Source organism: Actinoplanes missouriensis 431 (assembly GCF_000284295.1).
GTDB lineage: Bacteria > Actinomycetota > Actinomycetes > Mycobacteriales > Micromonosporaceae > Actinoplanes > Actinoplanes missouriensis.
Genome location: NC_017093.1, coordinates 4,733,874 through 4,756,699, shown reverse-complemented (window position 1 = coordinate 4,756,699; position 22,826 = coordinate 4,733,874). Strand labels below are relative to the sequence as shown.

General features: G+C 70.1%; 25 protein-coding genes. 14 read left to right on the top strand and 11 right to left on the bottom strand.

Features of this window, described 5'->3' with window-relative positions; all coding sequences use genetic code 11:
• Window positions 1-48 precede the first annotated feature (48 nt).
• Window positions 49-1,215, top strand: a complete 1,167-nt coding sequence (locus tag AMIS_RS22345) for a glycosyltransferase family 4 protein (RefSeq protein ID WP_014444654.1) — start codon at window positions 49-51, stop codon at window positions 1,213-1,215.
• Between the two features lie 33 nt (window positions 1,216-1,248).
• Here the strand turns inward: AMIS_RS22345 and AMIS_RS43725 are convergent, their stop codons facing one another.
• Entirely contained in the window at window positions 1,249-1,488 is a 240-nt protein-coding gene (locus AMIS_RS43725) for a hypothetical protein (RefSeq protein ID WP_014444653.1), read from the bottom strand.
• A gap of 34 nt (window positions 1,489-1,522) precedes the next feature.
• Window positions 1,523-2,503, bottom strand: a complete 981-nt coding sequence (locus AMIS_RS22335; protein WP_014444652.1) for an NAD-dependent epimerase/dehydratase family protein — start codon at window positions 2,501-2,503, stop codon at window positions 1,523-1,525.
• A 58-nt stretch (window positions 2,504-2,561) separates the two neighbouring features.
• Between AMIS_RS22335 and AMIS_RS22330 the strand changes: the two genes are divergently transcribed.
• The 3 genes from AMIS_RS22330 to AMIS_RS22320 are packed head-to-tail and all read left to right on the top strand — an operon-like array spanning window position 2,562 to window position 4,069.
• Window positions 2,562-3,314 (top strand): class I SAM-dependent methyltransferase, encoded by a 753-nt coding sequence (locus AMIS_RS22330; protein WP_014444651.1) that lies wholly within the window; start codon window positions 2,562-2,564, stop codon window positions 3,312-3,314.
• Window positions 3,315-3,323: 9 nt separating this feature from the next.
• Window positions 3,324-3,665 (top strand): VOC family protein, encoded by a 342-nt coding sequence (locus AMIS_RS22325; protein ID WP_014444650.1) that lies wholly within the window; start codon window positions 3,324-3,326, stop codon window positions 3,663-3,665.
• Entirely contained in the window at window positions 3,662-4,069 is a 408-nt protein-coding gene (locus AMIS_RS22320; protein WP_014444649.1) for an MmcQ/YjbR family DNA-binding protein, read from the top strand. The genes AMIS_RS22325 and AMIS_RS22320 overlap by 4 nt, the downstream gene beginning before the upstream one ends.
• A 13-nt stretch (window positions 4,070-4,082) precedes the next feature.
• Here AMIS_RS22320 and AMIS_RS22315 read toward each other — a convergent pair whose 3' ends face one another.
• Window positions 4,083-4,550, bottom strand: coding sequence for a hypothetical protein (locus tag AMIS_RS22315; RefSeq protein WP_014444648.1), 468 nt, complete (start codon window positions 4,548-4,550; stop codon window positions 4,083-4,085).
• A 461-nt stretch (window positions 4,551-5,011) separates the two neighbouring features.
• On the opposite strand from AMIS_RS22315, the gene AMIS_RS22310 reads away from it, so the two are divergent.
• Window positions 5,012-5,986, top strand: coding sequence for a hypothetical protein (locus AMIS_RS22310; protein WP_014444647.1), 975 nt, complete (start codon window positions 5,012-5,014; stop codon window positions 5,984-5,986).
• A gap of 470 nt (window positions 5,987-6,456) precedes the next feature.
• Here AMIS_RS22310 and AMIS_RS22305 read toward each other — a convergent pair whose 3' ends face one another.
• Window positions 6,457-7,584, bottom strand: coding sequence for an IS701 family transposase (locus tag AMIS_RS22305; RefSeq protein WP_083888780.1), 1,128 nt, complete (start codon window positions 7,582-7,584; stop codon window positions 6,457-6,459).
• 211 nt (window positions 7,585-7,795) lie between these two features.
• Here AMIS_RS22305 and AMIS_RS22300 point away from each other — a divergent pair, with 211 nt between their 5' ends.
• Window positions 7,796-9,463, top strand: a complete 1,668-nt coding sequence (locus AMIS_RS22300; RefSeq protein WP_014444646.1) for a phosphodiester glycosidase family protein — start codon at window positions 7,796-7,798, stop codon at window positions 9,461-9,463.
• Between the two features lie 5 nt (window positions 9,464-9,468).
• Here the strand turns inward: AMIS_RS22300 and AMIS_RS22295 are convergent, their stop codons facing one another.
• Window positions 9,469-9,690 (bottom strand): AbfB domain-containing protein, encoded by a 222-nt coding sequence (locus AMIS_RS22295; protein WP_014444645.1) that lies wholly within the window; start codon window positions 9,688-9,690, stop codon window positions 9,469-9,471.
• 204 nt (window positions 9,691-9,894) lie between these two features.
• On the opposite strand from AMIS_RS22295, the gene AMIS_RS22290 reads away from it, so the two are divergent.
• The 4 genes from AMIS_RS22290 to AMIS_RS22275 all read left to right on the top strand — a co-directional run bounded on the left by AMIS_RS22290 (window position 9,895) and on the right by AMIS_RS22275 (window position 13,709).
• Window positions 9,895-10,338: a DUF2243 domain-containing protein gene (locus AMIS_RS22290; RefSeq protein WP_014444644.1), complete on the top strand. Its 444-nt coding sequence runs from the start codon at window positions 9,895-9,897 to the stop codon at window positions 10,336-10,338.
• A 1-nt stretch (window position 10,339) separates the two neighbouring features.
• A complete protein-coding gene (locus tag AMIS_RS22285; protein ID WP_014444643.1) occupies window positions 10,340-11,101 on the top strand; it encodes a cytochrome c oxidase assembly protein in 762 nt (253 codons plus the stop codon).
• Window positions 11,102-11,331: 230 nt separating this feature from the next.
• A complete protein-coding gene (locus AMIS_RS22280) occupies window positions 11,332-12,492 on the top strand; it encodes an alkaline phosphatase PhoX (protein ID WP_014444642.1) in 1,161 nt (386 codons plus the stop codon).
• A gap of 65 nt (window positions 12,493-12,557) precedes the next feature.
• Window positions 12,558-13,709 (top strand): NAD(P)-binding domain-containing protein, encoded by a 1,152-nt coding sequence (locus tag AMIS_RS22275; RefSeq protein ID WP_014444641.1) that lies wholly within the window; start codon window positions 12,558-12,560, stop codon window positions 13,707-13,709.
• Between the two features lie 250 nt (window positions 13,710-13,959).
• Here the strand turns inward: AMIS_RS22275 and AMIS_RS42860 are convergent, their stop codons facing one another.
• Both AMIS_RS42860 and AMIS_RS22260 read right to left on the bottom strand, forming a co-directional pair.
• Window positions 13,960-14,922 (bottom strand): hypothetical protein, encoded by a 963-nt coding sequence (locus AMIS_RS42860; RefSeq protein WP_157434975.1) that lies wholly within the window; start codon window positions 14,920-14,922, stop codon window positions 13,960-13,962.
• Between the two features lie 3 nt (window positions 14,923-14,925).
• A complete protein-coding gene (locus AMIS_RS22260) occupies window positions 14,926-15,609 on the bottom strand; it encodes an RNA polymerase sigma factor (protein WP_014444639.1) in 684 nt (227 codons plus the stop codon).
• 647 nt (window positions 15,610-16,256) lie between these two features.
• Between AMIS_RS22260 and AMIS_RS22250 the strand changes: the two genes are divergently transcribed.
• The 4 genes from AMIS_RS22250 to AMIS_RS22235 all read left to right on the top strand — a co-directional run bounded on the left by AMIS_RS22250 (window position 16,257) and on the right by AMIS_RS22235 (window position 20,101).
• Window positions 16,257-17,384: an IS701 family transposase gene (locus tag AMIS_RS22250; protein ID WP_083888780.1), complete on the top strand. Its 1,128-nt coding sequence runs from the start codon at window positions 16,257-16,259 to the stop codon at window positions 17,382-17,384.
• Between the two features lie 200 nt (window positions 17,385-17,584).
• Window positions 17,585-17,968: a hypothetical protein gene (locus AMIS_RS22245; RefSeq protein WP_014444636.1), complete on the top strand. Its 384-nt coding sequence runs from the start codon at window positions 17,585-17,587 to the stop codon at window positions 17,966-17,968.
• 107 nt (window positions 17,969-18,075) lie between these two features.
• Window positions 18,076-18,645, top strand: a complete 570-nt coding sequence (locus AMIS_RS22240; protein WP_041829975.1) for a DUF3558 family protein — start codon at window positions 18,076-18,078, stop codon at window positions 18,643-18,645.
• A gap of 136 nt (window positions 18,646-18,781) precedes the next feature.
• On the top strand, window positions 18,782-20,101 hold the full coding sequence (locus AMIS_RS22235; protein WP_014444634.1) for an AfsR/SARP family transcriptional regulator: 1,320 nt from the start codon (window positions 18,782-18,784) through the stop codon (window positions 20,099-20,101).
• Here the strand turns inward: AMIS_RS22235 and AMIS_RS22230 are convergent, their stop codons facing one another.
• The 4 genes from AMIS_RS22230 to AMIS_RS22215 form a co-directional block, all read right to left on the bottom strand.
• Window positions 20,102-21,424, bottom strand: a complete 1,323-nt coding sequence (locus AMIS_RS22230) for an acetamidase/formamidase family protein (RefSeq protein WP_197537964.1) — start codon at window positions 21,422-21,424, stop codon at window positions 20,102-20,104. It abuts the gene before it with no gap.
• Between the two features lie 98 nt (window positions 21,425-21,522).
• On the bottom strand, window positions 21,523-21,810 hold the full coding sequence (locus AMIS_RS22225; RefSeq protein ID WP_014444632.1) for a putative quinol monooxygenase: 288 nt from the start codon (window positions 21,808-21,810) through the stop codon (window positions 21,523-21,525).
• A gap of 3 nt (window positions 21,811-21,813) precedes the next feature.
• Entirely contained in the window at window positions 21,814-22,416 is a 603-nt protein-coding gene (locus AMIS_RS22220; protein ID WP_014444631.1) for an SRPBCC domain-containing protein, read from the bottom strand.
• Window positions 22,413-22,751 carry an ArsR/SmtB family transcription factor gene (locus AMIS_RS22215; protein ID WP_014444630.1) on the bottom strand — a complete coding sequence of 113 codons (339 nt, stop codon included), beginning with the start codon at window positions 22,749-22,751 and terminating at the stop codon, window positions 22,413-22,415. The genes AMIS_RS22220 and AMIS_RS22215 overlap by 4 nt, the downstream gene beginning before the upstream one ends.
• Window positions 22,752-22,826: the final 75 nt, after the last annotated feature.

The following is a 22,826-nucleotide window of genomic DNA, read 5'->3' as shown; positions in this document are numbered from 1 at the left end:
CGAGATCACTGAGCTACCGGCATTGACCCCACGCCATACCTTGTCCGGGTGAACATCAGGTACATCTTGCACAACGCGTACGGGGTCGGCGGCACGATCCGCACGGTCTTCAACCAGGCGAACGCGCTGTGTGACAGCCACGACGTCGAGATCGCGAGCGTCTACCGCACCGGGCAGAAACCGGCGCTGCCGCTCGACCCGCGGGTCCGGCTGGTCTGCCTCACCGAACTGCGTGACAACGGCTCGCGATTCACCGACGCGCCGGGCACGAACTCGCGGTTCTGGCGCAAGACCCGGCGGTTCCGCAACCCGCTGCCGCACGGCCGCGACTTCCGGTACAAGCGCTGGGATCCCTACGTCGACATGCGGGTGATCCGGTACATGCGGGCCCAGCGGGACGGCGTGCTGATCACCACGCGCCCGTCGCTGAACCTGCTCTCCGCGTGGTTCGGCCCCCAGCGGCTGATCCGCATCGGTCAGGACCACATGAACTTCGACAGCTACAAACCCCCACTGCAAACCGCCATGGTACGGGCGTACCCGCGCCTGGACGCGGTGACCGTCCTGACCCGTGCCGACCTCGGGTCCTACCGGGAGGCGATGGGCGACAGGGCTCGTCTGGTGCGCATTCCCAACGGCATCCCGGCGCGTTCCGGCGTACCCGATGGGCAGCGTGCCCCGATCGTGGCCGCCGCGGGAAGGCTCAGCCGGCAGAAGGGTTTCGATCTTCTGGTGGAGGCGTTCGCGCAGGTGCACGCGGAGCATCCGGACTGGCAGCTGCACCTGTTCGGCGAGGGGAAATGGCGGCCGAAACTGACCGCGATGATCGCTGAGCGCGGCCTGGAGGGTACGGTGCGGCTGCGGGGGCTGAGCCGGACTCTGGACGCGGAGTTCGCGCGGGCGTCGATCTTCGCGCTGAGCTCGCGCAAGGAGGGGCTGCCGATGGTGCTGCTCGAGGCGATGAGCACCGGGCTGCCGGTGGTCGCGTTCGACTGCCCGACCGGCCCGGCCGACGTGGTGGACGACGGCGTGAACGGGCTGCTGGTGCCGGCCGAGGACGTGCCGGGCATGGCCGCGGGCCTGTCCCGGCTGATCGAAAACGGTGACGAGCGCACGGCGATGGGGAAGGACGCACGGGTCACCGCGGCCGGATACGAGATGCCGGTGATCGTCGCGCAGTGGGAGAAGCTCTTCGCCGAACTGGCCGCGCGCTAGAACCCGGTTGAACAACCTCCCTGGACATCACAGCTAGAGGGTGGAGAGCACGAAGGACAGGACGAACCCGCTGGTCGTGCTCAGGGCGACCAGCGGGCCGCCCTTCTCGTAGGCCTCCGGCATCAGCGTGTCCGCGAGCGAGGCCAGCACCGCGCCGGCGGCGAACGCCAGCATCGCGGCCAGCAGCGCCTTCGGAAGCTGGATCCGGGCGCCGAGCAGTGCCCCGAGGACGAGCGCGCTGGAGGCGATGGCCCCGAAGATGAGCGCATTCATGTCCCCCGATCTACCCAGGGCGGGGCACGGATACTCAGCGGCGCGGGCGGGATGCGTACCCGATGAGATTGTGATCCTGCAGCCACCGCTCGGTGCGCGCCATGCCCTCGGCGAGGTCGACCCGGGGTTCGTAACCGAGCATCCGGCGCGCCTTGCCGATCGAGTAGGTGCCGGTGCGGGTGAAGTAGCGCATCGAGATGGCGTTGAACTCGGTCGACGCGCCGGTCAGGCCGATCGCGCGGCCGGCCGCCGCGGCGATCCCCACCGCGACCGGCGTGGGCAGGCAGAGCGGGCCGCGTTTGCCGAGCATGCGGTAGTAGTGGCCGAAGAACTCCTTGCAGGTCACGCCCACCCCGCCGGTGAGGGTGAAGACCTGGCCGGTGTTGCCGTGGCTGTTGGCGGCGATCAGCAGACCCTCGATCAGGTCGTCGATGTAGACCGGGCTGAAGATCCCGTTGCCGTTCGCCGGCAGCAGGAACTGGTTCTTCTTGATCAGTTCGAGCGGCATCAGCGTCCACGGGCGTGACCCGGGTCCGTACACGTCGCCGGGCCGGACCACGGTCACCGCGATCTCCCCGGCCGCGTGCGCCTGCAGCACCACCTGCTCCGAGGCGATCTTGGTGTCGACGTAGGGGTTGCCGTCCGGGCGCACCGGGTGCTCCTCGGTGACGCCGTCCGGGAAACCGACGTCGGAGAAGGCGCGGATCGAGGAGAGGTGCAGGAACCATCGGGCGCCGTTGCGGACCGCGGCGTCCAGGACCTTGCGGGTGCCGAGCGTGGTGACCCGCCACTGCTCGTCCATGCCGACGCCGTTGGAGACCACCGCCGCGGTGTGCACCACCAGGTCGGCCACGAAGTCCTGCCAGGGGCCCTCCCGGGTGATGTCCCCGCCGATCACCCCGGCCTCCGGGTCGGGGCGCAGGTCCACGCCGTCGACGATGTGGCCCAAGTCGCGGAACCGCAGTGCCAGCTCACGGCCGATGAACCCGTTGGCGCCGGTGATGAAGACCCGCATCGATGGATCATGTCACTGTGGTGAGGTTGATGTCACGTGGTGAGACCGGGAGGCTGACATGGGATTCGAGGTCGGTGCCGACGCCTACGGCCGCTTCATGGGCCGGTACTCGTTCCCCCTCGGCGTGGAGTTCGCGGACCGCGCCGGCCTCGCGCCCGGGCTGCGGGCGCTCGACGTCGGCTGCGGCACCGGGGCGCTGACCACGGTGCTGGTCGAGCGCCTGGGCGCCGGCTCGGTCGTGGCGGTCGACCCGTCGGCGTCGTTCGTCGAGGCGATCCGGGCCCGACTGCCGGAGGTCGACGTCCGGCAGGCCCCGGCCGAGCGGCTGCCGTTCCCCGACGGCTCGTTCGACGTCACCCTGGCCCAGCTCGTGGTCCACTTCATGACCGATCCGGTGGCCGGGCTGCGCGAGATGGGCCGGGTCACCCGCCCCGGCGGTCTCGTCGGCGCGTGCGTCTGGGACCACGCCGGTGGCCGCGGCCCGCTGACCACGTTCTGGCAGGCGGTCCGGTCCCTCGATCCGGCCGCCCCCGGCGAGTCCGAGCTGGCCGGCGTCCGGGCCGGCCACCTCGCCGAGCTGTTCACCGCGGCCGGGCTGCGCGACGTCGAGTCCGGCGTGCTGACCGTGCAGGCGGAGTTCGCCGGCTTCGAGGACTGGTGGGAGCCGTTCACGTTCGGCGTCGGGCCGCCCGGCGACTACGTCGCGGGGCTCGACGCCCGGCAGCTGGCCGCCCTGCGGGAGCGGTGCGCCGCGGTGTTCACCCCGCGGGTCACGGCGTCGGCGTGGGTCGTTGTCGGTCGTGCCGCCTAACCTGGCCGTATGACCGTAGACCTGTTCGCCGGCATCCCGGTCCGCGACTACACGGTGGCCGCGAGCTGGTACGCGCGACTCCTCGGCGCCGGCCCGTCCTTCCTGCCCAACGACACCGAGGCGGTGTGGGAGCTCGCCGAGCATCGGTACCTCTACATCGAGGTACGGCCGTCGCACGCCGGATTCGCCATGCAGACGGTGTTCGTCGGCGACTTCGACGCGCGGCTCGCGGAGATCGCCGGCCGCGGGCTGGACCCGGCCGAACGCGAGACCTACGCGAACGGCGTCCGCAAGGCGATCTTCCGTGACCCGGACGGCAACGAGATCGGCTTCGGCGGGGCGCCGGTATGAGCCGGCCCGCCCGCGTCGAGGACGTGCACGAGATCGCGGCGTCGATGCCGCACGTCACCGTCTCCGGGGACAACCCGGTCTACCAGGTCGGCGGCAAGTCCTTCGTGTTCTTCCGCAACCCGCGCCCGGACGCGGTGGACCCGGCAACCGGGGAGCGGTATGCCGACGTCATCGTCTTCTGGGTGCCCACCGAGGCGGACAAGCTGTCGCTGGTGCAGGACCCGGCGTCGCCGTTCTTCACCACCCCGCACTTCGACGGCCACCTGTCGGTGCTGGTGCGGGCCGGCCGGCTCGGCGAGCTGTCCCGCGAGGAACTGGCCGAGGTGATCCAGGACGCCTGGCTGTACCGCGCGTCACAACGGCGCGCGCAGGCCTGGCTGAGCGCTCACCCGCCGGCGAAATAGCGCGGCGCTCGCATCACGCGGGTGCGCTACTGATGAAGGCCTCCGGCCGGCACAGTACGGTGATTCGATATGACAGGCCGACATTGGACCAGATCTGGCCCCGCAGGGTGAGGCAGACGCCGACCCGATCGTCGTGCTCCGGATGCTCGAAGAAGTCCGCGCGCGGGTCCGCGATGGCGCCGACCAGCCCTTGGGTACCCTGCTTGGTGCCCGGCACCTGGAGCAGGCCGACGGCGACCTGGATCTCGGCGTCGTCGAGGTCGCTGACGGTGTACCAGTGGGTGTCAGGCAGAAACAACTGCGAGTCGACGACGCGCCGCTGGTAGTTCGGTCCCATCATCCCGGATGCCGGGTCCGGGACGTCACCGATCCAGGCCGTCCCTGCGAAGTCGGTGCGCAGCCTCTGAGCGTCGGAGCGGAACTCCGTGACGAGCGTGTCGAGACGAGGCTGGGCGGCGAGGTGCACGGATGCGTCGGTCATGATCGCACTCTAATCCGGCCCCCGACTCGCCGCGTTCATGGCCTCCAGAACGTGACAACGAACGAATGACAAACGCGCAGCGTTGCCGACGAGAGTGCGTCAGAAGGAAGATGCCTATTCGAAACTCACGTCATCCGCGGAGTAGAAGAACACCGTTGTAGTGCAGCCTTTTCCGTGGTGCCGAACCAGACGGAGACGTCGCCTTCCTCCTCGGGTGCGACCACAGGAACTCCGTCATCAGATCGGACATGCGCCGTGATCCTTCCCTTCGCGACGATGTGTCCGAGTCGAGAGGCCCCATCCGCGGGAACGGTAGCGGGAACCTTCTCTTCTGGCTGTCCACGCCCGGGCCACCCCGCAGTCACGGCCCGTGGCCGGCGGCAGCGGACGGATGTCGACCGAGTGGCGTGGCTGGATCGGGTCCTGCCATCATCGATTCTCTCAGCGACACGGGGGCCAGGATGACGGTTGACTGGTGGGGGCTTCGGCACGCCTATGGCCGGGCGACCGACACCCCTGGGCATCTGCACGCGTTGGAGTTCGGCGATGCTGATGCTCGTAAGGCAGCGTTGGGTCACCTTCAGGTCGCAGTGCTGCACCAGGGGTTCCCCGAGCCAGCAACTGCACCGTCCGTCCGGGCCGTGACTGCGCTGCTGGCCGAGGGCCGGGCGCACCCGGACACGATCACATCGCTCGTGGAGTTCCTGGGTGACGTGGCCTTGAGCGTGACCGACCTCGCAGGAGACCCTCACTTCGCCGAGCTGCTGCCAGACGTCACCGATGCCGTGGCGGCGGCATACCCGGTGGTGCTCTCGTTGTTGGAATCGTCGGTGCCGGATCGTGGCCTGTTCTATGCGGAGAACCTCGTGGCGATCGTGGAGATGGCGCCACTGACAGATCGGCGCGAGGAACTCGCTGCCATCATCCAAGATTGGATGCATCACGGTCCCGGGCCTCGAGCCTCGTGGATCCGCTGCCTTGGCCGGCTCGGTGTGGACCTCCGCGAGTTGCTTTCTGACCCAGACCCGGCGGTCCGGCTGCGGGCCGCGTTGGCCGACGAAAACGATCCGCGGAGCCAGCAACTGATCCTCACCGCGCTGGCGGAGCCGCCACCTCCTGGCCTGCATCAGTTCGAACTCGTCACCGCAGCGCTTCGTGTCGCATCTGGCTTCGACATGATCGCGACGGCAGCTTGTGAGATTGCCAGGCGCGACAGCTGGACCGGATTCGATGACGGATGGGGAGCCTTGGTGCGCTTCGCCTTCGCCGAGCCGCGCCGCGAGTGCCAGCCACTAGCCGATTCCCAGCGTGCGCTGCTGCGGGCTCTGGTGGCCAACGACCAGCTCTGGGATCCGAAGAACGGCAGCTGCGGGTTGGTCTTCAAGCAAGCCGGGCTACCACATGATCGTGATGTGTGCCGTCAGCTCGCCCTCTGACGAACTGCCAGAGAGCCAGGCTCCTGTTCCCTCCGCGATGCGCACCTTCGAGCGTCGACCATCGTCATCGCGGCATGTCACCGCGTTGTCGCCGGTGGACGGCGTAGCCGGCCTAGGTCGCACCGGCGAGGGTGGCGTGGTCTTCGGCGGATTCGGGGGTGTAGCCGAGGGCTGGTGCCGCGATGGCCGGCGGCATGTCGAGGACTAGGGTGTGGATGGCGCGAGGCGGGTGCCGAGCAGGTTGATCCGGGACTTGGCCAGCTGGTTCATCAGAAGTAGAGAGACAGGCACTAATACTGCAACGGCACTTCACCTGAGTGGGTAGCCGCGGCGTTTGTAGTGGCTGAGGCGGGCTTGGTGTTGGCGTCGTCGTCGCCAGCGTGACCACCACCAGATGTGTTTGGGCTGGTGGTGGCGGACGAACAGTGCGGCGAGCAGGCGCCGGATCTCCGGTACCGTGTAGCCGATCATCATGTCGTCACCGGTGCTGTTTGCTGTTGCGCGGTCTGGGTCCGGGCGACGACGAGCCAGGCGTAAGCGGCCATCGACAAGGTGATGTGCGCGTACCAGGCCCGCCAGTCCCGGACCTGGTATTCGTCGAGGCCGGCCTGACCTTTGGCCTGCTGGAAGCATTCCTCAACGGCCCATCGGGTGCCGGCGATGCGGGCCAGGTCCATCAGCCGGGTCTTCCGCGGGCCGTAGCAGACGTAGTAGGCCAGCTCCCCGGTGTTCATGCTGCGCCGGGCGAGCAGCCAGTGCCCACGCCCGGGCCGCCAGCAGATGCGGATCGGGATCCGCGCCCACCAATACTCCCGCGGTCCGTGAGCCCCGGGACCGGCCGAGATCCGCGACCAGGCCCGGCCCGGCAGCGATGCGATCAGCTCGTCGACGCGGGCGCGGCCCATGCTGGTGGTGACCACGTCGTCGTTGCAGCGGGTCGCCACCACATGCGGCTGGTCGTGCTCTTCGAGCCAGACCCGCAACGCTTTCGACTGACCGTAGGCCTCGTCCATGGTCACCCACGCCGCCGCAACCCCCGCGGTGAACGCCCGCTGCAGCATCTGCCGGGCCATCTCAATCTTCGTGGCGAAGCCGACCTCGTCCGGGATCCCTGCCGCCCGGCAGCGATCCCGGTCATCGGTCCACGCCGCCGGCAGATACAACTGCCGGTCGATCAACGCGTGCCCGCGCGTCGAGCGGTAGGCCAGGAAGACACCGACCTGGCAGTTCTCGATCCGGCCGGCGGTTCCCGAGTACTGCCGGGCGACCCCGGCGGACTTCACGCCCTTCTTCAGGAACCCGGTGTCATCGATGATCAGCACACCATTCGGATCACCGAGGTGCTCGATCACGTAATCCCGGACCTCGTCACGCACGGCGTCGATGTCCCAGTCGGCCCACCGCAGCAGGCGTTGCATCCCGTCCGGTGACAGGTCACCGGCTTGCTCGGCGAGGGTCCAGCCGTTCTTACGATCGAGGCCGGCGACCAGCCCGGACAGATACTGCCGGGCCCGCCGCCGCGGCTCCGCGCGGGTGAACCGGTCCGCGAACCGGGCATGCAACCGGTCCAGTTCACTCGACCACTGATCAAACTCGATCGACGTCACACAACAGGCAACGAGCCGATCATCTATACGTATCGCCTGCTGAGTGCCGTTGCAGTACTAAGGCGCCAGTGCGACGTCACGGACACCCTCGGTCACCACACAGATCAACAGTTGTGTAAGTTTCGATGATCCGGCCGGCACGATCTTGGGGCGCGAGACCGCTGCCAGCTGGTACGTCCACTTTTGTCTACAAAGGAGCGCCGTGAACCGTCGCCATCTCAGTTCGATCCTCGCGGTGACCGTCGCGGTCGCCGGCTCGACGCTGGTCATGCCGCGCCCGGCAGCCGCCAGCGTCGCCGCGCCCTACCAGAACCCGGCCGGCCGCATGCCGCTCGGTCTCGCCAGCCTGACCACCACCGTCGGCGCGATCCAGACGCCGGTTCCCGGTGTGACCTATCGGAAATTCAGTCAGGGGTACGCGTCCTCGCGCTGGAGCATCGCGCTCAACTACCCGAACGGCCAAAACCTGACCCGTGACCCCCAGGCGGCCCTGGACTACCAGGCGGATCTGAAAGCGGCCGGCATTGCGAGCACCACCTCGACCTACAACCCGCCGCTGCCGACGGACGTCGGTTACCGGCCGCCGACCGACGTCACGGTCTTCCACGGCTTGCATCTGACGGAGACGTTCGCCGACCGCGCGTCGGCGGATGCACGGCTGGTGGCGCTCACCAAGATCAAGGTGGCCGACAAGTTCGTCAGTGGCACCGTGCAACACCAGGCGTTCCGGCAGGAGACGACCACCGGCCCCTGGGAGGTACGCGTCGTCGCCGTGGAACCCGACGCGGCGGTGACCGTCGGCGGCGCCCACGGTGCCGAGCTGGCCTACGGCGACACGGTCCGTAACATCGCCAAGCACGCCGGCGCCATCGCCGCGATCAACGCCAGCGAGTTCGACATCAAGAGCGTCAACAACCCGAACTTCAACGGCTACGACGGCGACCCGCTCGGCATCTACGTGCAGGGCAACAACCTGCTCAGCGACGCGCAGAACGGGCGCACCGCGCTGCTGCTCAACGGCGCGGTCGGCAAGCCCCGGATCACCGAGCTGACCTCGACGACCAAGGTCACGGCGCCGGACGGGGCGGTGTGGCAGATCGACGGCATCCACCGCAAGCCCGGCAAGATCATCAACTGTGGCGGGGTCGGTGACCTGCGGCCGAACGGCACGCCCGGCGACGAGGTGTGGCGGTACGAGACGTGCACCGACGCGGACGAGATCGTGATCTTCCGGCCCGAGTGGGGCACGGCCACACCGCCCGGTCCGGCCGGCAGCGTCGACGTGGTCGTCGACGGCAACTGGGTGGCGAAGCAGCTGCGCAGTCCGGCCGGCGGTCCCATCCCGTCCGGCTCACGGGTGATGCAGGGCATCGGTGGCGGCGCGGACTGGCTGCGGGCGCACACCGTCATCGGTCAGAAGTTCCAGCCCGGCACCCAGATCCTCGACCCGCAGGGCCAGATGGTCGCCGGCCCGAATTTCGTCGCGATCGGCGGCGGACCGGCGCTGGTCCGCGACGGTAAGATCTGGATCAACAGCGGCGCGAACGGCTGGAAGACCACCGAGGGCTTCTTCGCCCCCGCCTTCCACACCGACCGGCATCCGCGCACGCTCGTCGGCATCACCGCTGCCGGGCAGCTGCTGATGGTGGTGATCGACGGACGGCGGCCGGGCATCAGCGTCGGTGTGACCATCCCGGAGGCCGCCGAGGTGATGAAGTGGCTCGGCGCGACCGACGCGATGATGCTGGGCATGGGCGGCGACAGCACGCTGGTCATCAACGACATCCTCTACAACCGGCCCACCGACGACTGGGAGCAGGACTTCACCGAGCGCCGGGTCGGCAATGCGATCGTGGTGACCAAGAAGTAAACCGATCAGCCGCCCGGCACCGGGCGGACCGGGAGGGACCCGTCGGCACGGAACAGCTCGGTGCCGTCCGGCGGGTCCAGCCGCAGCCGCCACGACGCGTGCCGCAGACAGCCGCCATCGGCGGCGCGGAACGAGAAGCAGCGCGCGTCGTGGAGGCCGGTCACCACCTCGAAGCCGGCCAGCCGGTCAGAAAGGGCGGCGCCTGGCTGTTCGCCGACCGTGATCATTGGCTGGAGGGCGACGGCCGTACCGTGGCGCTGCTCGATGCCCTTCGCTCGGTCGAACGGGACACGAGCATGTTTCGGGATCTCGTCGCACCTGCTGACCGTCGCGGTGGTGCGGCGACCTCCGGTGAGCGCCGGGCGACGGTTTAGCCGGTCGGCGGCGGGGCACTCGGGCGGGGTTCACCCCCGTACCCCAGGAGGTCTTTGATGCTCGCCGGTCGCAACGTGCTTTCCGGGGCCCTGCTCGGAGTGGGTGCTGCGGCGTTCGTCGATGAGACCGTTTTTCATCAGCTGCTGCACTGGCATCACTTCTACGACAAGTCGACGCCGGCGGCGGGGCTGGTCTCCGATGGACTGTTCCACGCGGTGAGCTGGTTCGCCACGGTGGCGGCCCTCTTCCTCCTCGCTGACCTGCGCCGGCGTGCGGCTTTCGACCGGCTGCGGTGGTGGGGCGGCCTGCTGACCGGGGCCGGGATCTTTCAGCTGTACGACGGGACGGTCCAGCACAAGGTGATGCGCCTGCACCAGATCCGGTACCACGTGGACGTCGCCCCCTACGACTGGGCATGGAACATCATCGCCGTCCTGCTGATCGTCGCCGGTGCGTCGATGCTGGTCCGGGCGCGGTCACGGTCGCGGGTGCCGGCCTGACATGGCCGTCGTGATCCTGATCCTCGTCGCCGGCTACGCGACAGGCGTCGTGGCGGTCACCCGGCGAGGTGGCCGGTGGCCGGCCCGGCGGACGGTGTGCTGGGCGGCCGGATCGGTGACCGCCTGGCTCGCCGTGACCGGGCCGCTGACCGATTCCGCCCACTACGACTTCACCGCTCACGCGATCACGCACCTGCTGCTCGGCATGATCGCGCCGCTGCTGCTGATGGCCGGCGCGCCGGTCACGCTCGCTCTGCGGGCGCTGCCGGTCAGTCCCGCCCGGACGGTGTCGCGGGTGCTGCGCAGCGGGCCGGCGCGGCTGGTGACGCACCCGGTCACGGCGGCCCTGCTGAACGGCGGCGGGCTGTGGATCCTGTACGCCACCGGGCTGTCCCACGCGATCCACACGTCGTCCTGGGTGGAGTTCCACGTGTTCGCGGCGGGCTATCTGTTCGCCGCGGCGATCGCCGGCATCGACCCGGCGCCGCACCGGCCGGGGCTTGGCGTCCGGGGTGTGGCGCTGCTCGCGTTCATGGCGTCGCACGCGATCCTCGCCAAGTATCTCTACGGTCATCCGCCCGCCGGTTTCGTGGACGGGGAGGATGGGGCTCAGCTGATGTACTACGGCGGGGACCTCGTCGACCTGGTGCTGGTCGTCGCGCTCTGCCGGGAGTGGTATCGCAGCGCGGAGCCCGGCCGGAGGGTCGTGCGGCGGGCCCGGACGCCGTGGCGGCTGCCCGAGGAGATCCGGATCGCGAAGTGACGCGGTGCAGCCGGGCGGCGTCGACGTCGGCCACGTGCTGCTCGCCGCCGGTGCGCGGCACGCGGTGGGCCCCTCGCGCAGTGGCGGGGCGGGGCTGACCCCGTACCCGATCGGGATCTTGATCTTTCTCGGCCATTCAAGCTTGCCGATTCGTTCGGGCGGGGGACACCTGGCGGACAGCGAGGACCGGCTTTCTGGAGGCACACACCGACGGACATCCAGGAGGACGAATGGACCGGCGATCACTGTTGCGCGCCACCGTGGCGGGCGCGGGAGGTCTGGCCCTGCCCTTCACCGCGTGGTCGGCCGCCTATGCCGCGCCGGCGCAGAACGCGACCGGACCCTACGGGCCGCTGCGGGCCGCCGACGCCAACGGCATCCAGCTGCCGGCCGGGTTCACCAGCAAAGTCATCGCCCGATCGCGCCAGGTGGTATCGGGGACCTCCTATGTCTGGCACGACGCGCCGGATGGCGGGGCGGTGATCCCGAACGGCAGCGGATGGATCTACGTCTCCAACTCGGAGGTGTCGTCGTCGGCCGGCGGCGGGGCGTCGCGGATCGTCTTCGACGCGAACGGCACCGTCACCGGCGCGTCCCGGATCCTGTCCGGCACGAACCAGAACTGCGCGGGCGGCAAGACGCCGTGGAACACCTGGCTGTCCTGCGAGGAGATCACTCTCGGACGTGTCTGGGAGACGTATCCGCTGGGCGGGACCGCCGTGGTGCGACCCGCGATGGGACGGTTCAAGCACGAGGCGGCGGCGGCCGACCCGGTCCGCAAGGTCATCTACCTGACCGAGGACGAGACGGACGGGCGTTTCTACCGGTTCGTCCCGGCGACCTGGGGTGATCTGTCGGCCGGAACGCTGCAGGTGTTCAAGGCGGGAACCGCCACGTCCGGGTCGTTCACCTGGCAGACCGTGCCGGATCCGGACGGTTCGCCGACCCAGACGCGGTACCAGGTGTCCGGCGCGAAGTCGTTCAACGGCGGGGAGGGGTGCCACTACGCGAACGACACCGTCTGGTTCACCACGAAGGGCGACAACCGGGTGTGGCAGGTCAACCTGCTGACCGGGACGTACGAGCTGGCGTACGACGACAGCCTGGTCAGCTCGGGTACGGCGCCGCTCACCGGCGTGGACAACGTGACCGGGTCGTCGTACGGGGATCTGTACGTCGCCGAGGACGGCGGGAACATGGAGATCTGCCTGATCACGCCGGACGACAAGATCTCGGTGTTCCTGCGGGTCACCGGGCAGGGGTCGTCGGAGCTGACCGGGCCGGCGTTCACCCCGGCGGGCAATCGGTTGTACTTCTCGTCCCAGCGCGGTACGTCGGGGTCGTCCTCGGGTGGTATCACGTACTGCGTGACCGGGCCGTTCCGTACCTGAGGGGTGTAGTCCCGCCGGAGTATGCTGAATTTGTTTGACGCAGCAAGCTTCGCCGGGGGTGGGTCATGAAGCGCGTGACGGTGGTCGTGATCGGGGCGGGGCAGGCAGGGCTCTCCGCTGCCTATCATCTGCGGCGGCGGGGGTTCGCGGCCCACTCCGAGGCGGGCGCCGCGCCGTCGTTCGTCGTGCTCGATGCGGACGCCGCGCCCGGCGGGGCGTGGCAGCATCGGTGGGCGTCGCTGCGGATGGCCACCGTCAACGGCATCTTCGACCTGCCCGGCATGCCGAAACCCGCCATCGACCCGGGGGAGTCGAGCAGCGCGGCGATCCCGAGGTACTTCGCGGAGTACGAGCGGGAGTTCGCGCTGCCGATCCTCCGGCCGGTGCGGGTGACCAGCGTCCGGGACATCGGCGGTTCGCTGCCGGTTTCCGGCGATGACGGCTTGCTGCCGGTCTCCAGCGATGACGGCTCGTTGCTGGTCTCCACTGATCGTGGTGACTGGCTGGCCGATGCCGTGATCAACGCGACGGGCACCTGGACGAACCCGGTCCGGCCCGAGATCCCCGGAACGTTCGCCGGGCGGCAGCTGCACACCCGCGACTACGCCGACGCGTCCGAGTTCGCCGGTCAGCGGGTCGCGATCGTCGGCGGCGGCATCTCGGCGGTGCAGCTCCTCGAGGAGATCTCCCGGGTCGCGACCACCTTCTGGTACACCCGCCGCGAACCCGTGTTCCTCGACGAGTGGCGCCCCGAGCAAGAGGGCCGCTCCACGATCGCCAAGGTGATCGCCGACGTGGAAGCGGGCCGACCGTCACGCAGCGTGGTCTCCTACACCGGCCTGGGCTGGACCGACTACGCCCGCGCGGCCCGCGATCGTGGAGTCCTGGTGCGGCGGCCGATGTTCACCGCGCTGACGCCGACCGGCGTGGTGGAGGCGGACGGCAGCGTCACCGAGGTCGACGCGGTCCTCTGGGCGACCGGTTTCCGCGCCGAACTCGCCCACCTCGAACCACTCCAGCTGCGCGGGCCGCTCGGCGGTATCCCGATGATCGGCACACAGGTCGCCGCCGATCCTCGGATCCACCTCATCGGGTACGGGCCTTCGCAGTCAACGGTCGGCGCGAACCGCGCGGGTCGTGAGGCGGCGGCGGCGCTGCGGCGGCGGGTCTCGCCGGGGCCGGTGAGGGAGCGGCTCGGTGATCCCGCTCCAGCGTGAGCGGCGGCACACGGTGATCCGGGGTGGGGGCGTGGGCAAACGGTGAGCTCGGGTGGGGGTGAGGGCTCACGGTGAGCTCGGGTGGGGGTGAGGGCTCACGGTGAGCCCGCAGGGCTGTGGATCGTGGAAATGCCGGTGCGGGCTGGTCCTCAGTGTTCACAAAACGGACGCTCGGCAGCACTGGAAGCCAGCCGGCGCCGAGGTCACCGGACTTCGTTCACCCGGATCACCCGAACGTCGGGGTCGGTGGTCAGCCCTTCGACTTCTTGGGCTTCTTCGACTTGGTGACGGCTTTGCTCTTTCCGGGCTTGGCCGTGCTGGTCGGGGCGTTCGTGCTGGTGGAGCCGGCTGTCGCGCTGCTTGCGGTCGCGCAGAACTCGGCGATGTTCTGCTCGCCGCCGGCGGCTTCGGTCAAGTCGCGGCGGTCGCGGCCGTTCATCGGGTGGCCGCCGGCTTCCGCGGTCTGCCAGGCGGCGCACCATGCGGCCTGGGTGTTCGTGATGGCGTCTGCCGACGGCGATGCGGATGTCCGTGAAGGCGTCGGCGCCCGTGTCGGTGTGGGCTTCGGCGATTGCGAACGTGATCGCGAAGACGATGGCGACGGGGACGCTGCGGACGGTGTCGGGGCGTCGGGTACGCCGAGGCCGGAGAAGAGGCGGTGTGCCTGCTGCTGGACGCCGGCCGGGAGGTTGCCGGTTCGGGCGGCCACGGCGGTGCCGCTACCTGCGAGGACGACGGCTGCGCCGGTGACAGCGACGATGACGGCGGCCCGGCGGCGCCTGGCCGGGGGCCGCTTCCGCGCCGGCTGATCGCGGCCGGCCTGATCACGCCCGGCTAGATCGTGCCCGGCCTGATCACGCCCGGCTAGATCGTGCCCGGCCTGATCACGCCCGGCTAGATCGTGCCTGGGCTGGCCGTGTTCGTGTCCGGCGTGATGCTGTTCCGATGCGGACGCCGCGAGGGCGCGCCGACGCTCCACTGCCAGCGCGGCGATCATGGACTGTTCGCCGGCTGTCTCGGCCGCGGTGGCCGGGGCTCGCAGGCTGCGGATCAGGTGTGCCAGCCCAGGATCATTGGCGTTAGGACCGGCGGTGCTGGCGTCAGAGCCGGCAGCGGCAGGGCCGGAGCCGGGGCCGGTGGTGTCGGTGCCGGCGATCAGGTGGTCGGCCTCGTTGAGGGCGCGGCGGCGGTTGCGCCAGGAACGAATCGCCATGCGTCACACCTTCTCGGTGGTTTCGGGGCGGGGACTGCGGGGCTGCTCGGCGGCCCGAAGTCGTACCTGGGGGTCGGCGGCCAGCCGGCGCAGGCCGCGCATGGTGGCGATGCGCACGGCGCCCCGGCGTTTGCCGAGGATGCGGGCGGTGTCGGCGACGTCGAGACCGGCGACGATCCGCAGCATCACGGCCTCGGCCTGGTCGGCGGGGAGTTCGGCGACCCGGCTGAGCGCCCACGCGGTCTCCGCACCCTCGATCACCTCGGCCTCGGCGGCCGGCAGTGAGCCGCCCGCGAGAACGCCCCCGACGCCGCCCGGGAGAACGCCGCCCTCCAGAACGCGGCCATCGAAGACGCCGCCGCCATCAAGTGCGCCGCCCGAGAAGCCGCCACCGCTGGCGAGGTGCTCGCGGCGGCGGCCGGCTCGGCGCTGCTCGTCGATGCCGCGATGGCGGGCGATGCGGAACAGCCAGGCGCGGAAGGCGGCCGGGTCACCGGTGAACCGGTCCAGGTCGCGGGCGGCCTGCAGCCAGGTCTCGGACGCGACGTCCTCGGCGGCGTCCCCGGCGATCAGCCGCAGGTAGCGCAGCACGGCGGGGTTCAGCGCGCGCCACAGCACGGCGAACCCCTGCTCGTCGCCCGCCCGCGCGGCGGTCAACGCGTCGGCGAGTTCGTCGTCCTTCGGCAAGTATGTCCCCCTCACGAACCGGGCAGCACGCTACCTGCCGGCACGCGGGGCGGGGGAGACCGGGGCCGGTCTATATCGACGAAGTATCAACCATATGCGTTCGTAAATATCTTGCGTTCCTACTTTCCCCTCGTCGTGTCTGCGCAACGAAGGAACGAGGGCGTGAGAAGAAAACGGGGCGTTACCCGGTCGAGCTCAAGCCGGACACCGGCTCCGGGCTCAAGGCCGGCACCCGGCAGTTGCGCCGGTACCTGAAGACGATGAACAAGGACTACGGAGGGGTCTGCCTGTGGAAGATGGACGCCGCGGGCAACTACTCGTTCCGGCTGGGCGTGGTGCCGAAACCGGGGACGAAGCGCCAGTGGCTGAAGTTCTAGGCGCCGTGGCTAAGGCTTCCGCCTCCAAGATCATGCGTCTCGCCCGGGAGCGCGGGCTGCTGCCAGCCGGCGCGGAGATCTCGCGCGCTGGAGAGTCGACCTGGCGAGCGCATGATCTGGAGTTCGAGTGCTGGCCGGAGAGGGTGGACGAAGACCTGACGCTCGCGCTGAACGTGGGCGACGCGGTGCTCGGCCCGAAACTAATACTGCAACGGCACTCAGCAGGCGATACGTATAGATGATCGGCTCGTTGCCTGTTGTGTGACGTCGATCGAGTTTGATCAGTGGTCGAGTGAACTGGACCGGTTGCATGCCCGGTTCGCGGACCGGTTCACCCGCGCGGAGCCGCGGCGGCGGGCCCGGCAGTATCTGTCCGGGCTGGTCGCCGGCCTCGATCGTAAGAACGGCTGGACCCTCGCCGAGCAAGCCGGTGACCTGTCACCGGACGGGATGCAACGCCTGCTGCGGTGGGCCGACTGGGACATCGACGCCGTGCGTGACGAGGTCCGGGATTACGTGATCGAGCACCTCGGTGATCCGAATGGTGTGCTGATCATCGATGACACCGGGTTCCTGAAGAAGGGCGTGAAGTCCGCCGGGGTCGCCCGGCAGTACTCGGGAACCGCCGGCCGGATCGAGAACTGCCAGGTCGGTGTCTTCCTGGCCTACCGCTCGACGCGCGGGCACGCGTTGATCGACCGGCAGTTGTATCTGCCGGCGGCGTGGACCGATGACCGGGATCGCTGCCGGGCGGCAGGGATCCCGGACGAGGTCGGCTTCGCCACGAAGATTGAGATGGCCCGGCAGATGCTGCAGCGGGCGTTCACCGCGGGGGTTGCGGCGGCGTGGGTGACCATGGACGAGGCCTACGGTCAGTCGAAAGCGTTGCGGGTCTGGCTCGAAGAGCACGACCAGCCGCATGTGGTGGCGACCCGCTGCAACGACGACGTGGTCACCACCAGCATGGGCCGCGCCCGCGTCGACGAGCTGATCGCATCGCTGCCGGGCCGGGCCTGGTCGCGGATCTCGGCCGGTCCCGGGGCTCACGGACCGCGGGAGTATTGGTGGGCGCGGATCCCGATCCGCATCTGCTGGCGGCCCGGGCGTGGGCACTGGCTGCTCGCCCGGCGCAGCATGAACACCGGGGAGCTGGCCTACTACGTCTGCTACGGCCCGCGGAAGACCCGGCTGATGGACCTGGCCCGCATCGCCGGCACCCGATGGGCCGTTGAGGAATGCTTCCAGCAGGCCAAAGGTCAGGCCGGCCTCGACGAATACCAGGTCCGGGACTGGCGGGCCTGGTACGCGCACATCACCTTGTCGATGGCCGCTTACGCCTGGCTCGTCGTCGCCCGGACCCAGACCGCGCAACAGCAAACAGCACCGGTGACGACATGATGATCGGCTACACGGTACCGGAGATCCGGCGCCTGCTCGCCGCACTGTTCGTCCGCCACCACCAGCCCAAACACATCTGGTGGTGGTCACGCTGGCGACGACGACGCCAACACCAAGCCCGCCTCAGCCACTACAAACGCCGCGGCTACCCACTCAGGTGAAGTGCCGTTGCAGTACTAAGCGAGTACGGGCGGTTGGCCGTGCGGCTGCGCACCGAGGAGCGCATCGGCTGGCCCGGCTCGTCCGTCACCGCCGATCAGCTGGCCTTCGTGGAAACCCTGCTGGACGAGATGCGGGCCGTCGTCGCCGGGCGGCGCGAGCTCGCGCTGATCCTGGCGGCCGAGGAGCCGGTGACCAGGGGACGCGTCCAAGCCTGGCAGGACCGGGGCGACCACCCCGCCCGGCTGGTGAAGGCGCTGATCCTGGCCCGCGACCTCGGCGACGCCGGCCTGGAGGAGCAGGTGCTCGGCATTCTGCACGGCCACCCCACGAAGGTCCCGGCCGGATACGACAGCGTGCTCACCCAGGCGCGCCGCTGGGCCGCCGACTTCGGCAAGGCGCTGGGCCAGAAGATAACGCTGTGACGACAGGCGGCTGTCCTCCGGTATATCCAGAAGATAGCCGCCTGTATATCTCTCTTCCCTAGTTTCGTCAGCGCTCGACGTCCGACGTCATGAGGGGAACGATTCTCTTGCCGAAACGCATCGGCTCCTATCTGGTGGCGGGCGCCACCGTGCTGCTGGCCGCGGGCTGCGCAGGGGAGGAGCCCGCCCCGACCTGGCAGGCGGCCCCGGCGGCGTCCGCGCCGGCGTCGAAGGCCCCGCCGCGGGCCGCCACGATCACCTCCGCCTGCGACCTGTTCCCGGCGAACCAGGTGACCGAGTTGCTCGGCGGCAACGGGAAGACCAAGCTGGCCGCCGAGGAACTGCCCGCCGAGAAGCAGGAGAACGGCAACGTGTGGCGGCACTGCGCTTACGGCCGGGACGGCAAGCAGGCGTTCGTCCTGTCGGTCGCCACCATGCCGGACCGCTCGGAGACCGTTGACGAGACGATCGACGCGGTGGCCGGGGCCGGCCAGGAGTCACAGCGGATCAAAGGACTGGGCGCCGGTGCGGTCGGCTACCTGGAAGACACCACGCGCTCGGTGCTGGCCGTCGTGCCGTACCGGAAGGATCTGCGCGTCGTCCAGTTCACCGGTCCGGCCCTCGTGCCGCAGGACAAGATCGCCGATCCGGTACGCCGGGTACTCACCAGGATCTGAGCGACGGGCCGGACGTTTTTGTTACTCGGGATCCGTCCTTGACCGGTTGATAATGCTCACTGTGCGATTCTCCGGATTCGCGTTGATCTCTCCTGCCCGGCTTCCTAACCTGGGGGCCGATTCAAGGGGGAGACACATGTCCATCGAGGTCCGTCTGCTCGGGCCGGTGGAGTTACGGGGAGAGGACGGCCCGGTCGATCCCGGGCCGGCCAAACGGCGGGCCACGCTCGCCGTGCTGGCCCTGGAGGTCAACCGGCCGGTGACGCTGAACCGGCTCACCGATCTGCTCTGGGGTGACGAGCCACCCGCGTCCGCGGTCGCCAACATCCGCAATCACGTCGCCGCCCTGCGCCGCACGCTCGGCGACCGGATCGTGTCGCGGCAGGGCTCGTACCAGATGAACCTGGCCGCCCACGAGCTGGACGTGACCGAGTTCCACCGGCTCGCGGAGCTGGGCCGGGCCGCGCTCGCGGGCGGCGACGCGAGCCGGGCCGAGCCGGCGCTGGACGCGGCGTTGCGGCTGTGGCGCGGCGCCGCCGGGCACGGCCTGCCGCGCGGCGCCGGGCTGGACGTGCTGCTCGCCGGGCTGGAGGCCGACCGGCTGCGGGTCCTGGAGGACCTCACCGAGGCGCGCCTGGATCTGGGGTACGCCGGTGAGCTGGTCCCGGTGCTGCGCGACCACCTCGGCGCCCACCCGTTGCGGGAGCGCGCCTGGGCGCAGCTGATGCTCGCCCTCTACCGGGCCGGGGACCTGGCCGCCGCGCTGTCCGCGTACCGGCAGGCGCAGGCCACCCTGCAGGCCCAGCTCGGCGTCGACCCCGGCAGCGAACTCGTCGACCTGCACGTGGCGATGCTGGAACGCGCGCCGCGGCTCGACCCCTGGGCCCGGCAGCTGCTGCGCCGCAACCGGCCCGCGATCGGCGAGGTGCCCCGCGAGCTGCCGCCCGACCCGGTGTTCCTGACCGGGCACGCCGGCGAGATCGCCGCGGTGCTGGCCGCCGCCCGGCCGGCGGCGGGGGAGCGCACACCGGCCGCCGTGGTCGTGCACGGTCCGCCGGGCAGCGGCAAGTCGGCGCTTGTCACCCGCGCCGGGCACCGGCTCGCCGACACGTTCCCGGACGGGCAGATCTTCGCGGTCGCGGGCGCCGGCGTGACCGCGGCCGACCTGCTCGGGCGGGCGCTGCGGGCACTCGGCGTGCCGCCCGGTGAGGTGCCGGAACAGGCCGACGAACGGATCGGCAGGTATCGCTCGCTACTCGCCGCGCGGCGAGTGCTGATCGTGGTGGACGGCGCCACCAGCGACGACCAGGTGCGGCCGCTGATCCCGGCGGCGAGCGGGTCGGCGCTGCTGGTGACGAGCCGGGAGCCGATGCTGGTCGGTGAGGGGGTGCCGCACGTGGCGTTACCGGCGCCGGACCGGATCACGCAGGGACGGTGCTCCGGCCGTACCCAATGATCAGAAATGGTCTTTGGGGATGACGGCGTGGACTCCTGTCGTGCGGTCGACCACCTGCGACACCTCGAAGCTGGCGGCCGCGGAGAGGTAGGCGTAGGCGACCGCACGGTGCATGCCGAGGTCGTGTTCGAGGAAGTCGAGGGCGTTCACGGCGGCCCGGCGCATCGCGATGTCCAGATCGTTGCCCTGGCCGCCCTGTGGGCCGTCCGGATCGGAGAGCCCGATCGGCACCCAGGCCTCCGGGGTTTCCGCGAACGGGTAGCGGAACGCCACCGACGGGGCGCCCGGCCTGCCCTTCTTGACCACCGTCAGCCGGAAGGTGGCGCGCAGCGAACCCTCCATCGCGGTCAGCGCCACCTCGCCGTTGCCCATCGCCATGTGCGGGTCACCGACGTAGAAGAGCGCGCCCTCGGTGAAGACGGGCAGGTAGAACGTGGCACCCCGGCCCAGCAGATTGATGTCGATGTTTCCGCCGCCGAGCGTCGGCGGGATCGAGTTGAGGGCCGGATCGGTCATCGTCGGCGCGTCTGCGAACGCGACGCCCATCATGCCCATGAACGGGTTCAGCGGGAACGCGACGGGGCGGTCGCCGCGGCGAGGGAGCACGCCGGTCAGCGCGCCCTTGCGCGAGGTGCGGACCGGGGTGAAGACGGAGACGTTGCCGTATCGGCGGGGGTCACCGCTGCCGCGTCCGTCGGATGCCACCGGAGGCATGATCTCGGACTCGGTGATGCCGGCCGGGACCGCGCCACCGGCCAGCCGGGGCAGCGCGCCCTTGCCGTGCCGGCTGGAGATCACACCGTAGGGAACGCGCGGCAGCGCCGACAGAACCTCGACCTTGAGGACGTCACCGGGCTCCGCGCCGATGATCTGAATCGGACCGGTGACGATGTGCGGGCCGTCCACGTCGAAGTTCCGCGCGGTCCGCGCGTAGTCCCGGGCGATCACGACGGCGTCGTTGAGCACCCCGTCGCGCTTCACACCGTGCTGGGCGAACCAGGCGACGGGGTCCCGGCCCTGGTCCTCCAGGATCCCCTCGTGCGAGACGGTGTCGATCGTGACCGTCTCCCCGGACCGCATCCGCAGCACCGCGTCGCTGCCGGTCGACGGCACGTAACCCCAGCGGACCTCGTCCGGGCGGGATCGAAGGTAGTGCTTGCCGTGAATCGGGCCCTTCCCCGGCTGCAGGATCGCCGGCGCGGCTGCCGAGGCCGGGCCCGGCATCGCTGCCGCCGCCGTGCCGCCGGCCCCGACCGCGGCCATCACCTGCAGAAACGTCCGCCGTCCGAGCGCCGACACCAACGCGCCCCTGACCTTCAGCACCCCATCCACCCGGACAGTTCTACCGCCGGGGCGTGTCGTGTCGATCGCCTGGCCGTGACGGCCCCGTTACAAGGTCCGGGTCACCGGTTCCGGCGGTCTCAGGCGACCTGAGGGAACACCTGCATCGAACCCTTCTGGCGCTCCCACTCGTCGAACGGGACGTCGGCGATCGCGGCGCCGAGCTGCGCCATCCCCGCCTGGAAGGCCTCCAGCGACGACCACACCGAGATCGCGACGAGGCGGCCCGCGTCGGCGTCCTCGAAGCCGCCGATCTCCTCCAGGCCGTCGACGGCGGCGGAGGCGGCGCGCATCCGGCCCATCGCGGCGATCAGGTCGTCGCGGTGCTCCGGCTTCGGGTAGTGGATCGCCTGGGCGAGATAGCGCATGGGTCAGGCTCCTTCAGCTTTGGTCGCTTCGGTCGTGGCCGCTTCGGCGGCCGCGGTGAACAGTTCCAAGATGTGTTTCCAGCCGGCGGCGTAACCGCCGGGCACGGCTGTCGCGAGCTTCTCCCAGCCGCGATGCTCCAGAGTGACCCGGGTGAGCGCCGGCCCCAGCGCGGCGAACGCCACCTCCACCTCGGTCACCACGCCCGGCACCACCGTCCACGTCATCGCGAACCGTTCCGGCGGCCGCCAGGTGATCACCTCACCCCAGCCGACCTCGGTGCCGTCCGCCCAGGTCTCATAGACGCGGCCGCCGAGGCGCTGCTCGAACGTCACCGCCGTGACCCGCTCCTGGCCGAGGGAGAACGGCTGGGTCGGCCACCATTTGTCGATATCCCGCACGAACACGGCGAAGGTGTGCGCGCGGTCGCTGCGGACGATGGTCGCCTGCCGGATCGGCTGCCGCCCATCAGCCGACGGGCCGGGCGCGCCGGGCTTGGTGGACGCCTCGGGGGAGTGGGGCGCCTCGGATTTGCTGGGTGCGTCGGGTTCGCTGGATGGGTCGGGTTCGCTGCGTGCGTCGGGTTGGCCGGGCGCGTCGGGGGTCATGCCGCGTCCTCGGCCGCGTCCTGCCGCTCCGCCTCGACCAGGCGTCGCCCCACGTCGAGGGCGTCACTCCACATCGTGTCGAGGAACTCGCGCAGCCCGGCGAGCCCTTCCGGCTGGGCCCGGTAGAGCCGCCGGGTGCCGGCGCGGCGCTCGGTGAGCAGGCCGGCCTGTTTGAGGACCGTCAGATGCTGACTGATCGCCGTCCGGCTCACCTCGAACGCCGCCGAGATCTCCCCGGCGGCCAGCTCGTCGTGGGCGACGAGCCGCAGAATGGCCCGCCGCCGAGGCTCCGCCAGAGCCCGCAGCGCCTCATCGACCTGCTCGTCCTCCGCCATGAGCAGTAGGTTAGTTCCCGCTAACGTTAGCGTCAACTAACAGAGCGATGGTTAAATCGGTTGTGACGCCCGATG